This is a genomic window from Thauera butanivorans, assembly GCF_048398245.1.
Lineage (GTDB): Bacteria > Pseudomonadota > Gammaproteobacteria > Burkholderiales > Rhodocyclaceae > Thauera > Thauera butanivorans.
Map to the genome: position 1 here is coordinate 1,871,779 of NZ_CP183038.1, position 12,330 is coordinate 1,884,108.

The following is a 12,330-nucleotide window of genomic DNA, read 5'->3' on the forward strand; positions in this document are numbered from 1 at the left end:
AAAAGCGGAGCATGAAGGCGGTATGCCGGGGCGGTTGCCGCTGCCGGTGCGGCAACATTGGAGCATGGACGTTTTGAGTGATTCGACGGGTGGTTTCGCGGGTTTGTCCCGCGCCGGCGGTGAAAGCCGTCTGGTGCTGAGCGGCGACTGGACGCTGACGCACTATCGTGCCATCACGGGACGCGTGGCGGCATTGCAGGGTCGGCTCGAAGCGGGTACGCAGATCGATGCCGCCGGGCTCGGCGCGCTCGATACCGCCGGCGCGGCGCTGTTGCACGGCTTGCTCGGGCCGGCGCGCTTCCAACTGCTGGCGGGAGAGGGCAGTCCGCTGGGCGCGGAGCGCCGGGCGCTGCTCGAAACGGTGTCGGCCGCGCTTGCCGCCGAAGCGCCGCCGCCCGCCAGACCGGCCCATGCGCTGGGCGACGTGCTCGCGCACATCGGCGAGACGATGACGGCGTTCTTGCACCACGTGCTCGGCATCGCCGGTTTCATCGGCCTCACGCTGCAGACGGCGCTTGCCGTCATGCTGCATCCGCGGCGCTGGCGCATCACCTCGCTGGTCGCCAACCTGGAGCGGACGGCGCTCGACGCCGTGCCCATCGTTGCCTTGCTGACCTTCCTGGTCGGCGCGGTGGTGGCCTTCCTGGGCGCGACCGTGCTGGCGGCCTTCGGCGCCAGCATCTTCACCGTGGACCTGATCGCCTTTTCCTTCCTGCGCGAATTTGGCGTGCTGTTGACGGCGATCATCGTCGCCGGCCGCACCGCCAGTTCCTTCACCGCGCAGATCGGCTCGATGCGCGCCAACGAGGAGATCGACGCGATCCGCGTGCTGGGGCTCGACCCGATCGAACTGCTGGTGCTGCCGCGGGTGGCGGCGCTGCTGCTGGCGTTGCCGATGCTGACTTTCGTGGCGATGGTCTCGGGCATCGCCGGCGGCATGCTGGTGTGCGCGGCCAAGCTCGACATCTCGCCGGTGATGTTCCTGTCGGTCGTCGAGAACAACGTCGGCCTCAAGCACTTCGTCGTCGGCATGGCCAAGGCGCCGATCTTCGCCTTCCTGATCGGTGTGATCGGCTGCCTGGAAGGCTTCCGTGTCAGCGGCAGCGCGCAGTCGGTGGGCGAGCACACCACGTCGGCGGTGGTGCAGTCGATCTTCATCGTCATCGTGGTCGATGCGGTGGCGGCGCTGTTCTGCATGGAGATGGGCTGGTGATGCCCCCCGGCCCGGAGAACATCATCGAGGTGCGCGGCGTGCGCAACCAGTTCGGCACCCAGGTGGTGCACGACGGGCTGGACCTCGACGTGCGCCGCGGCGAGATATTGGGCGTGGTCGGTGGCTCGGGCACCGGCAAGTCGGTGCTGCTGCGCACCATCGTCGGCCTCAACCGCCCGGTGGCGGGCACGGTGAGGGTGTTCGGCGAGGACTTGCTGACCCTGCCGGAGGCGCGGCGCGCGCGGATCGAGCGGCGCTTCGGCGTGCTGTTCCAGCAAGGGGCGCTGTTTTCCTCGCTGACGGTGGCCGAGAACGTGGCCCTGCCGCTGATCGAGCATGCCGGGCTGAAGGCGGCGGAGGCGGCGGACCTGGCGCGGCTGAAGATCGCGCTGGCGGGCCTGCCGGCCAACGCCGGCGGCAAGTATCCGTCCGACCTGTCGGGCGGCATGGTCAAGCGCGCCGCGCTGGCGCGCGCGCTGGCGCTCGACCCCGACATCCTGTTCCTCGACGAGCCGACCGCCGGCCTCGACCCCATTGGCGCGGCCGCCTTCGACCAGCTCATCCTGACGCTGCGCGACGCGCTCGGCCTGAGCGTGTTCATCGTCACCCACGACCTCGACACTTTGTACACCATCACCGACCGCATCGCGGTGCTGGCGCAGAAGCGGGTGCTGGTCAATGACAGGCTCGAAGTCGTGGCGGCGACCGACGATGCCTGGATCCGCGAGTATTTCCACGGCCCGCGCGGCCGCGCCGCTGCCGATGCGGCACAGGCGTTGCAGCGCGATCCGCAAACAGCGTTCAAACCGGAGTAAACCCCAAATGGAAACACGTGCCCATCACGTGCTGATCGGCTTCTTCACCCTGCTGGTGGTCGGCGCGGCCCTGGTGTTCGCGCTGTGGCTGGGCAAGAGCCACAGCGACACCCAGTTCCAGGCCTACGACATCGTCTTCCAGGAGGCCGTCAGCGGCCTGTCGAAAGGCAGCACGGTGGAGTTCAACGGCATCAAGATCGGCGACGTCTCCAGCCTGCGGCTCGATCCGCAGGACCCGCACCGGGTGATCGCCCGCGTCCGCGTCGACAGCGCCTCGCCGGTGCGCAGCGATACCCAGGCGCGGCTGGTGCCGGCGGGCATCACCGGCATCTCGATCATCCGCCTGAGCAGCGGCAACGATCCGGCCAGCACGCCGCTGCCGGCCGGCAACGAAATACCGGTGATCATCGCCACGCCATCGCCGCTGGCCAAGCTGATGGCCGGCGGCGAGGACGTGATGCTCAACTTCAATGGCGTGCTGTTCCAGATGCGCGAGCTGTTCTCGACCGAAAACGTCGCCAACATCGCGCAGACGCTGAAGAACCTGGAGCAGGCCACCGGCGCGGTCGCCGCCGAACGCGACGGCATCGCGGCGGCGGTGCACCAGCTTGCCCAGGTCAGCGCGCAGGCCACGCTGGCGCTGAACGAGGCTTCGAAGCTGGTCGGCACCGCCAATCGCCTGGTCGACGTGGAAGGCGTGCAGACGCTGCAGAGCGCGCAGCGCTCGATGGCCGCTTTCGAGCGCGCCATGGCCACCGTCGATGCGCTCGTCAGCGACAACCGCGGCCCGCTCGACAACAGCGTGCGCGGCCTGGCCGAGCTCGGCCCGGCGCTGGCCGAGCTGCGCGACACCCTGGCGTCGGTGCGCGCCATCACGCGCCAGCTGGAAAAACGGCCGACCGATTATCTGCTCGGCCTCGAGCCGGTCAAGGAGTTCACACCATGAAATCGCCCAAGTTCGAGATGCCCGCCCTGCGCGGCGCGGTGGGTCGTGCCGGCGGCGTCGCGGCGCTGCTGGCCCTGTCCGCATGCTCCGTGCTGCCGCGCCCGGAGCCGGTCGACACCTACCGGCTGCCGGCGGCCGAATGGCGCACGGCAGAGCGGGCGGCGCTGCCGGTGTCCTTGCCGGTATCTTTACGTATTGCACGGCCGGTGGCCGGCGCCAGCCTGTCGGGGCAGCGCATCGTGGTCGTGCCCGAGGGCGACCGGCTCAGCGTCTACAAGGGTGCGGCCTGGAGTGATCCCGCGCCGGTGCTGGTGCGCGAGCGCATCATCGATGCCTTCCGCGCCGACGGCCGCATCGCGGCGCTGAGCAGCGACGAAGTCCGGCTGCAGGCCGACTACGAGATCGCCAGCGACCTGCTGGCCTTCCAGACCGAATACCGCGACGGCGCGCCCGAAGTGGTGGTCAGGCTGGATGTCCGCCTGGTGCAGCGCGACGGCCGCCGCATCCTCGCATCGCGCCAGTTCGAGGCGCGCCACCGTCCCGGGGATGCCGAAGTACCGCAGGTGGTGGACAGCTTCGGCCAGGCGTCGGCGACGGTGGCGGGCGAACTGGTCGAGTGGGCGATCGGCGCGATCGGTGCGATCGGTGCGATCGGTGCGTCCGGGCGCTGACCCGGTGCCGGCCGTTTGCGGGTGAGCCTGGATTGCCCTGGCTGGACGGCGGTGGGCATACCACGGCGGGCAGAACGGCAATGGCCGCTGCCAGGCTTCAGTGAAAATCCCGGCTCCTTGCCACCAGGCCCCGCAGCATGCCGGAGTGGTCCACCACCCGGTTCGCCACCAGATGCACGACCTGGCCCTGGCGGCTGACCTGGCCATAGACGCCGAGCAGGTGGGCGCCGAGCAGGATGCGGCGCTGGCGTTCGAGGAGTTCGGGGCGGACGATGACGTTGACCAGGCCGGTTTCGTCTTCCAGCGTGATGAACAGCGTGCCCTTGGCCGTGCCGGGGCGCTGGCGGCAGGTGACGAGGCCGGCGCCGCGGGCGAGCATGCGGTCGGGGGCGGCGGCGATGCCGGCGGCGGTGATGAAGTGCAGCCGGGCGAGTTCGCCGCGCGCGAAACACAGGGGGTGGCGGCCCAGCGTGAAGCCGAGGCGGGCATAGTCGGCGAGCAGGTCTTCGCCGGCGGCCGGTGCGGCGAGCGTGGCACCGGCATCGCCGCCGGACGCCGTGGCCAGCAGGCCGGGCAGGGGCGCGGCGCCGCTGGCCTGCCACAGCGCCTGGCGGCGGTGGCCGGCCAGCATGGCGAGCGCGCCGCCCGCGGTCAGCACGCGCAGTTCGCCGGCATCCAGCCCGGCGCGGACGGCGAGATCCTGGGTGTCGGCAAAGGCGCGCTGGCGCCGGGCGGCGGCGATGCGCAGCGCGGTGTCCTGCCCCAGGCCGTGGATCATGCGCAGGCCGAGGCGCACGGCGGGTTGGGGAGGCACGGACAAGGGCTGCGCCTCCTGGGACGGTTTGCCGTCGCGGGGGGCGGTGTTCCCGGCCGGAGCCGTGCCGGCGGTGGCGGCCGCCGCTGCTTCGAGCGTGCATTCCCAGGTGCTGGCGGTGACGTCGGCCGGGCGTACTTCGACGCCGTGGCGGCGGGCATCCTGGATCAGTTGCGAAGGGGCGTAGAAGCCCATCGGCTGGCTGTCCAGCAGCGCGGCAAGGAAAGCGGCCGGTTCGAAGCGCTTCAGCCAGGCCGAGGCATAGACCAGCAGCGCGAAGCTGGCGGCGTGGGATTCGGGGAAGCCGTATTCGCCGAAGCCTTCGATCTGCTGGCTCAGGCGCTGGGCGAAGCCGGCGTCGTAGCCGTTGCGGGCGAGGCCCTGCAGCAGCTTTTCCCGGTAGCGTTCGAGTTCGCCCTTGCGCCGCCAGGTCGCCATCGAACGCCGTAGCTGGTCGGCTTCGCCGCCGCTGAAGCCGGCCGCGACCACGGCAAGCTGCATCACCTGCTCCTGGAAGATCGGCACGCCCAGCGTGCGCGCCAGCGCGCCATGGATTTCGGCACGCACCTCTTCCAGCGGGTTTTCGCCGCGTGCGGCGCGTTCGCGCGCGTGCAGATAGGGGCGGACCATGCCGCCCTGGATCGGGCCGGGGCGCACGATGGCGACCTGCACCACCAGGTCGTAGAAACGCTGCGGCTTGAGGCGCGGCAGCATGCTCATCTGCGCGCGCGACTCGACCTGGAACACGCCGACCGCATCTGCGCGCGACAGCATTTCATAGACTTCCGGCCGCTCGCGCTCGATGCTGGCCAGGCTCAGCGGCTGGCCGCGCCAGGCCGACACCAGCGCCAGTCCGCGGCGCAGCGCCGACAGCATGCCGAGCGCGAGCACGTCGATCTTCATCAGCCCGACGGCGTCGAGATCGTCCTTGTCCCACTGGATGACGGTGCGTTCGGGCATCGCGGCGTTTTCCACCGGCACCAGTTCGTCGAGCCGGCCGCGGGCGATGACGAAGCCGCCGACGTGCTGCGACAGGTGGCGCGGGAAGCCGATCAGTTCCTCGGTGAGCGTGGCCAGCCGGCGGCTGATCGGGCTGTCGGGATCGAGGCCGGCGGCGGCGAGGCGTTCGCGCCGCACGCGGCGGCCGTCGAACCAGTGGTGCTCGCGCGTCAGGCGATCGACCTGCGCCTCGCCCAGGCCGAGGGCGCGGCCGACGTCGCGCAGCGCGCTGCGGGCGCGGTAGGTGATGACGGTGGCGGCAAGCGCGGCGCGTTCGCGGCCGTACTTGCGGTAGACGTACTGGATGACCTCCTCGCGCCGGTCGTGCTCGAAGTCGACGTCGATGTCGGGCGGTTCCTTGCGTTCGCGCGAGATGAAGCGCTCGACCAGCATGATGCCGAGCCCCGGATCGACTTCGGTGATGCCCAGCGCCCAGCACACCGCGGAGTTGGCCGCGGAACCCCGCCCCTGGCACAGGATGCCGGCGCTGCGGGCGAAGCGGACGATGTCGTGCACGGTGAGGAAGTAGGGCTCGTAGCCGAGCTCGGCGATCAGCGCCAGTTCGTATTCGATCTGCTTGCGCACGGCGGGCGGCGCGGGGTCGGCAGCGGGCAGGGGCGGGGCGGCCGTGGGTGCGGGCGCGGCGACACGGATGGGCGCCGCTTCGCGTCCGGCCGCGTCCTGCATCGGCGCGGGCCGGGTTTTCGGGGTGCTGTGCCGGGAGCGGGTCGCATGCTGTCCGTCATAGCGCCAGCTCAGGCCGCCTTCCACCAGGCGGCGCAGCCAGGTGGCGGGGGTTTCGCCGTCGGGCACGAGTTCGGCCGGGTATTCGTAGCGCAACTCGTCGAGGCTGAAACTGCAGCGCGCGGCCACAGCCAGGGTTTCGGCGAGCAAGGCGGGCGGGTAGCGGCTGGCGAGCGTGGCACGGTCGTGCAGCCGGCGTTCGGCATTGGGGGCGAGTGCCAGGCCGGCTTCGGCCACGCTGCAGTGCAGCCGCAGCGCGGTCATCACGTCGGCCAGCGGACGGCGGGCGGCATCGTGCATCAGCGCGCCGCTGGTGGCCACGGCCGGGATGCCGGCGTCCCGGGCGATGCGGCGCAGGCGGGTGATGCGCTGCCGGTCGCGGCCATCGAGCCGTACCGTCACCGCCACCCAGGCGCGACCGGGAAAAAGCCGTGCGAGCCAGGCGGCATCGGCCTCCAGTCCGGCGGTGGCGGACGAGGAGCTGAAGGAGGGCGGATCGGCAAAAGCCGGAGCGGGCAAATCCGGCGGCGGGAAGCCGGGCTCCGGGATCAGCAGGGCCAGGCAGTCAGGGCAGGCGCCGTCGAGCATCGCCCGCGTAAGGTGGTATTCGCCCTTGCCGGCGCCGCGCCGGGCACGGGTGATGAGCCGCGACAACTGGCCGTAGCCGGCGCGCTTGCTTGCCAGCAGCACGATGCAGGGGCCGTCGGCCAGTTGCAGTTCGCTGCCGATGATCAGCCCGGGCCGACCTTGTTCGGGCAGCGCCTGCAGCGCGCGGTGGGCCCGCACCACGCCAGCCAGCGAACATTCGTCGGTGATCGCGATCGCGGCATAGCCGAAGGCGGCCGCCTGGGCGACGAGTTCCTCGGGATGCGAGGCGCCGCGCTGGAAGCTGAAGTTGCTGAGGCAGTGGAGTTCGGCATGGTCGGGAAGCATGCAATGACTGTAAAAAAATACAGCATACAGCGCAATCCCGTTGCCTGTCTTCCGCGATGGAGCGGGAGAAAATGGCACACCGTCCGCATGAGATTGCACGGCTCAGGGCTTGCGGCAGTCGCCTAAAGCAGCGATGCCCGGTAGACTCCGGGGGTTTCGTTCCGCTGCGGCGGGACGAGTCTTGCTCAACTTTCCTGGCCGAGACGGCCGCTGAGGAGTCCTGAATGCCTTTCATCAAGTCCCGCAACGTCCTGTTCGGTGCGCTGGCGCTGGCTTTCGCAATCGCGGCCCCGGCCCATGCCCAGCAGAAATCCGTCGCCGTCACCGCGATCGTCGAACACCCGGCGCTGGATGCGGTGCGTGACGGGGTCAAGCAAGGCCTGGCCGAGGAAGGCTTCGAGGAAGGCAAGAACCTGAAGTGGCAGTATCAGAGCGCCCAGGGCAACACCGGCACCGCGGCGCAGATCGCACGCAAGTTCGTCGGCGACCGCGTCGATGTCATCGTCGCCATCGCCACGCCTTCGGCGCAGGCCGTCGTCGCTGCGACCAAGAACATCCCGCTGGTGTATTCGGCCGTGACCGATCCGGTCGCCGCCAAGCTGGTGCCGTCGATGGGGCCGTCGGGCACCAACGTCACCGGTGCTTCCGACGCGCTCGAACTGGACAAGCAGATCGACCTGATCAAGCGTGTTGCGCCCGATGCCAAGCGTGTCGGCATGGTCTTCAATCCGGGCGAGGCGAATTCGATCGTGGTGCTCGAGCAGATGCGCGAAGCGCTGCCCAAGCATGGCATGAGTCTGGTCGAAGCCGCCGCGCCGCGCTCGGTCGACGTCGGTTCGGCCGCGCGCAGCCTGATCGGCAAGGCCGACGTGTTCTACACCAGCACCGACAACAACGTGGTGTCGGCCTACGAGGCCCTGGTCAAGGTCGGCATGGACGCCAAGATTCCGCTGGTGGCGGCCGACGTCGACAGCGTCGCGCGCGGCGCGGTGGCCGCCTACGGCATGGACTACCGCGGGCTGGGCGTGCAGACCGGCAAGATCGTCGCGCGCATCCTCAAGGGCGAGAAGCCGGGCGACATCGCTTCCGAGACGAGTACCAAGCTGGAACTCCACGTCAATCCGGAAGCGGCGCGCAAGCAGGGCATCACGCTGTCCGACGAGCTGGTGAAATCCGCCGCCAAGGTCATCCAGTAAGCCTCGCGGCGGGCATGCCGCCGGCGCGCAGCCGGCGGCGCCTGCTGTCGCCTTCCAGACAACGGTCGTTCCCCATGTCTCTCTACACCTTGCTCGGGGCGCTGGAGATCGGGCTGATCTTCAGCCTCGTCGCCCTCGGCGTCTATATCTCCTTCCGCCTGCTGCGCTTTCCCGACCTGACCGTCGATGGCAGCTTTCCGCTCGGCGGCGCGGTTGCGGCCACGCTGATCGCGAGCGGCACCGATCCCTTCGCCGCCACCGTCGCGGCGATGCTTGCCGGCGCGGTGGCCGGCCTGATCACCGGCTGGCTCAACGTGCGGCTGAAGATCATGGACCTGCTCGCCAGCATCCTGATGATGATCGCGCTGTACTCGATCAACCTGCGCATCATGGGCAAGCCCAACGTGCCGCTGATCATGGAGCCGACGGTGTTCAACATCCTGCAGCCCGAGGCCCTGGTGGACTACGTGTTCCGGCCGCTGCTGCTGGTTTTCGTGGTGCTGGCGGTGAAGCTGCTGCTGGACGGTTTTTTCGCCACCCAGAGCGGCCTGGCGATCCGCGCCACCGGCTCCAACGCGCGCATGGCGCGGGCGCAGGGCGTCAATACCGGGCTGGCGGTGCTGGCCGGCATGGCGCTGTCGAACGCGCTGGTCGGGCTGGCGGGTGCGCTGTTCGCGCAGACGCAGGGTGGGGCGGACATCTCGATGGGCGTGGGCACCATCGTCATCGGCCTGGCGGCGGTGATCGTCGGCGAAAGCCTGCTGCCGTCGCGCAAGCTCTATCTGGCGACCATCGCGGTGATCGTCGGTGCCATCGTCTATCGCTTCTTCATCGCGCTGGCGCTCAATTCCGATTTCATCGGCCTGCAGGCGCAGGATCTCAACCTCGTCACCGCCTTGCTGGTGACGGTGGCGCTGGTGGTGCCCAGGCTGCGCCAGCACTGGTCCGGAAAGAAGGCAAACTGAGATGACGACCCCCACGCTCACTTTGTTCGCTGCCCCCCAGGGGGGCGTAAGCCTCCCTTGGGGCGGCCCGGCGGGAGCCTAATATGTTGAAAGCCCAGGATCTGCATCTGACCTTCAACCCCGGCACGCCGATCGAGACCCAGGCCTTGCGCGGCATGTCGCTCGAGATTCCGTCCGGGCAGTTCGTCACCGTGATCGGCTCGAACGGCGCCGGCAAGTCGACCTTCCTGAATGCCGTGTCCGGCGAGCAGAAGGTCGACAGCGGCAGCATCGAGATCGACGGCATCGACATGACGCGCCAGCCGGTGTGGGCGCGGGCGCGCCACGTGGCGCGCGTGTTCCAGGACCCGCTGGCCGGCACCTGTGAAGACCTGACCATCGAAGAGAACATGGCGCTGGCGAAGATGCGCGGCCGCCGCCGCGGCCTGTCCTTCGCCGTCAAGCCGGCGCTGCGCGAGGAGTTCCGCGCCCAGCTCGCGACGCTCGGCCTCGGCCTGGAAAACCGCCTGTCCGACCGCATCGGCCTGCTCTCCGGCGGCCAGCGCCAGGCCGTCAGCCTGCTGATGGCGGCGCTGCAGCCCTCGCGCCTGTTGCTGCTGGACGAGCACACCGCCGCGCTCGACCCGCGCACTGCCGCCTTCGTGCTCGAACTGACGGTGCGCATCGTCGCCGAGCACAAGCTGACGACGATGATGGTGACCCACAGCATGCGCCAGGCGCTCGACGTCGGCCAGCGCACCGTGATGCTGCACCAGGGGCGGGTCGTGCTCGACGTGTCGGGCAAGGAGCGCGAAGGGATGGACGTGCATCACCTGCTCGAAATGTTCGAGAAGGTGCGAGGCGAAGTGCTGGATGACGACAAGCTGCTGCTGAGCTGACAAGCGGATGAGCACGTATTTGCCGCAGCTGATTTGCGCTGCCGTCGAATTGATTTCTTCCTCATGTCAAGGATGAAAAAATGAAAAAAACAATAGGTGTGGCGGCGTTGGCAATGCTGGCATTCAATTCGGTTGCGAGCGGAAATTCGATAGTCTTGCCGGAAAGTGAAAGCCAGCGATTGATTGCCGGCAATCTGTCCATGACTGCCGAGTCCTTCTTCAAAGCGTACATGAGTACGGATCTGGAGCAGAGAAGGCTGGCTGAAATGTATGTGCTTGGCGTGATTGACAGCTCGGAAGGGGATTCCTGGTGCGGCTTTGAAATAGCCTCGCCGGATGCCATACAGGAGCAGGTTTATACCGGGCTGAAAAAAGCGCTTGATGAGTCACCAAAAGAGCGTGCTTCGGCAGTCATCAAGTCCAGGCTGAAGGAACTTCTGCCCTGCAAGGTGGAGCAATGAAAACGACGTTTGCGACATTGAAGTCAAACTACTATTCATCAAATGAGCTTCAGGGCAACTACGTAAGCGGTGCCGATCTTTATGCCGAGATGGGTATTGATCATGACGATCTGATCAGGCAGAACCCGGCTTATGTCAATACTTGTGCTGCCAGAGTCAGCCTGGCGCTATTGAAATCGAACGTGCCTTTTGCAGGTCGCCTGAGGATCAGGAAAGGCCCGTATGAAGGCAGGCTGATTGAAACCGGCGCCAAGCTGCTTGCCGACCAACTGGCGAAGCCAGGGGTTTTTGGCCGGCCTGAGCTTCTTCCTCCTGCAAGCGCGCCATCCAGGCTGAATGGCAAGAAGGGGGTGATCCTGTTCTGGAAGATCGCAGGGTACGGTGGTGGTCATATTGATTTGATCGAACCGTCCACGACAGGCCAAGTCTGCAACTCGGGTTGTTACTTTCAAGCACAGGAAATCTGGTTCTGGCCTCTGTAGTGAGAGTTGTTTGACGAACCTTTGAAAGCTCGATCTGACGGTGCTCTGGCCGGTCTGTCGAGACGTGTTGCATGTGAGGCTTCGTCCTCCCCAGCTTGAAACCGTGTGATGCCGGTGGACCTGGGCCAGATCAGCGCTTGGACCAGGATGCGCGCCGCCGGGTGGGCATGCAGCACATCGCCGAAGGCAGGGATCGCCTGCTGTTTCTGCTGGTGCTGCTGCCCGCGCCCTTGGCCGTGGATGCAGCGCGGCTGCGCTGGGGTGTCGTGCGCCGCGGCCTCAACCGACCACTGCGGTCAGCTCCGGAACGGCTTCGAAGAGGTCCGCGACCAGTCCGTAGTCGGCCACCTGGAAAATCGGCGCTTCCGGATCCTTGTTGATCGCGACGATGATCTTGGAGTCTTTCATCCCCGCCAGATGCTGGATCGCGCCCGAAATGCCCACGGCGATATACAGTTGCGGCGCCACGATCTTGCCCGTCTGCCCCACCTGATAGTCGTTGGGCACATACCCCGCATCGACCGCTGCGCGCGAAGCGCCGAGCGCGGCGCTCAACTTGTCGGCGAGGGGCTCCAGCAGCTTGTGATAGTTTTCACCGCTGCCGAGGCCGCGGCCGCCCGAGACGATGATCCTGGCGTTGCCCAGTTCCGGCCGCTCCGACTTGGCGATCTCGCGGCCCACAACCTTCGCCAGGCCGAATCCGGGTTCCGCGGCGATGGCCTCTATCGATGCACTGCCGCCGTCACCGGCCGGCTCGAAGCCGGTGCTGCGCACGGTCACGACCTTCACCGCGTCGGCGCTCTTGACCGTCGCGAGCGCATTGCCAGCATAGATCGGGCGCACGAAGGTATCTGGCCCTTCCACCGCCACGATGTCGCTGATCTGGGCGACGTCAAGCAGAGCCGCCACGCGCGGAAGCGTGTTCTTGCCCGTGGTGGACGAACTCGCAAGGATATGGGTGTATCCGGCAGCGTTCGCCACCACCAGCGCGGCCAGGTTTTCGGCAAGCTCGTGTTCGTAATGCGGAGCGTCCGCAATCCGTACCCTGGTGACACCGGCGATCGCGGCGGCGGCCGTCGCGGCCGCGCTGCAACCGGCGCCCGCTACCAGCACATGGATTTCACCACCGATCTTCGCCGCCGCCGCAACGGTGTTGAGCGTGGCCGGCTTGATCGACTGGTTGTCGTGTTCAGCAATAACGAGAATCGCCATG

The 12,330-nt window shown here is 67.9% G+C and carries 11 protein-coding genes; 9 read left to right on the plus strand and 2 right to left on the minus strand.

The window, feature by feature from the left end; all coding sequences use genetic code 11:
* The first annotated feature begins 64 nt into the window (after positions 1-64).
* Genes ACNQFN_RS09065 through ACNQFN_RS09080 form a run of 4 tightly spaced genes read left to right on the plus strand, consistent with a single transcriptional unit; the run spans position 65 to position 3,645 of the window.
* Positions 65-1,213: an MlaE family ABC transporter permease gene (locus ACNQFN_RS09065; RefSeq protein ID WP_083953692.1), complete on the plus strand. Its 1,149-nt coding sequence runs from the start codon at positions 65-67 to the stop codon at positions 1,211-1,213.
* Complete coding sequence (locus ACNQFN_RS09070; protein ID WP_068638350.1) at positions 1,213-2,028, plus strand: ABC transporter ATP-binding protein; 816 nt, start codon at positions 1,213-1,215, stop codon at positions 2,026-2,028. The genes ACNQFN_RS09065 and ACNQFN_RS09070 overlap by 1 nt, the downstream gene beginning before the upstream one ends.
* A gap of 7 nt (positions 2,029-2,035) precedes the next feature.
* The gene (locus ACNQFN_RS09075) at positions 2,036-2,974 is read left to right on the plus strand and encodes an MlaD family protein (RefSeq protein ID WP_068638348.1); all 939 of its coding nucleotides are present in this window, start codon (positions 2,036-2,038) and stop codon (positions 2,972-2,974) included.
* Entirely contained in the window at positions 2,971-3,645 is a 675-nt protein-coding gene (locus ACNQFN_RS09080; protein WP_418648603.1) for an ABC-type transport auxiliary lipoprotein family protein, read from the plus strand. Before ACNQFN_RS09075 ends, ACNQFN_RS09080 begins: the two co-directional genes overlap by 4 nt.
* A 97-nt stretch (positions 3,646-3,742) precedes the next feature.
* On the opposite strand, the gene ACNQFN_RS09085 is transcribed toward ACNQFN_RS09080, so the two are convergent.
* Positions 3,743-7,135, minus strand: a complete 3,393-nt coding sequence (locus ACNQFN_RS09085) for an error-prone DNA polymerase (RefSeq protein ID WP_418648604.1) — start codon at positions 7,133-7,135, stop codon at positions 3,743-3,745.
* Between the two features lie 224 nt (positions 7,136-7,359).
* Between ACNQFN_RS09085 and ACNQFN_RS09090 the strand changes: the two genes are divergently transcribed.
* The 5 genes from ACNQFN_RS09090 (at position 7,360) to ACNQFN_RS09110 (ending at position 11,117) form a co-directional block, all read left to right on the plus strand.
* On the plus strand, positions 7,360-8,331 hold the full coding sequence (locus ACNQFN_RS09090; RefSeq protein ID WP_418648605.1) for an ABC transporter substrate-binding protein: 972 nt from the start codon (positions 7,360-7,362) through the stop codon (positions 8,329-8,331).
* 74 nt (positions 8,332-8,405) lie between these two features.
* Entirely contained in the window at positions 8,406-9,296 is an 891-nt protein-coding gene (locus ACNQFN_RS09095; RefSeq protein WP_418648606.1) for an ABC transporter permease, read from the plus strand.
* 83 nt (positions 9,297-9,379) lie between these two features.
* Positions 9,380-10,174, plus strand: a complete 795-nt coding sequence (locus tag ACNQFN_RS09100) for an ABC transporter ATP-binding protein (protein WP_418648607.1) — start codon at positions 9,380-9,382, stop codon at positions 10,172-10,174.
* An 80-nt stretch (positions 10,175-10,254) separates the two neighbouring features.
* The gene (locus tag ACNQFN_RS09105) at positions 10,255-10,635 is read left to right on the plus strand and encodes a Rap1a/Tai family immunity protein (RefSeq protein WP_068638337.1); all 381 of its coding nucleotides are present in this window, start codon (positions 10,255-10,257) and stop codon (positions 10,633-10,635) included.
* Positions 10,632-11,117 (plus strand): T6SS effector amidase Tae4 family protein, encoded by a 486-nt coding sequence (locus tag ACNQFN_RS09110; protein ID WP_418648608.1) that lies wholly within the window; start codon positions 10,632-10,634, stop codon positions 11,115-11,117. The genes ACNQFN_RS09105 and ACNQFN_RS09110 overlap by 4 nt, the downstream gene beginning before the upstream one ends.
* Before the next feature lie 279 nt (positions 11,118-11,396).
* Here the strand turns inward: ACNQFN_RS09110 and ACNQFN_RS09115 are convergent, their stop codons facing one another.
* Positions 11,397-12,329 carry an electron transfer flavoprotein subunit alpha/FixB family protein gene (locus ACNQFN_RS09115; RefSeq protein ID WP_418648609.1) on the minus strand — a complete coding sequence of 311 codons (933 nt, stop codon included), beginning with the start codon at positions 12,327-12,329 and terminating at the stop codon, positions 11,397-11,399.
* Between the last annotated feature and the right edge of the window lies 1 nt (position 12,330).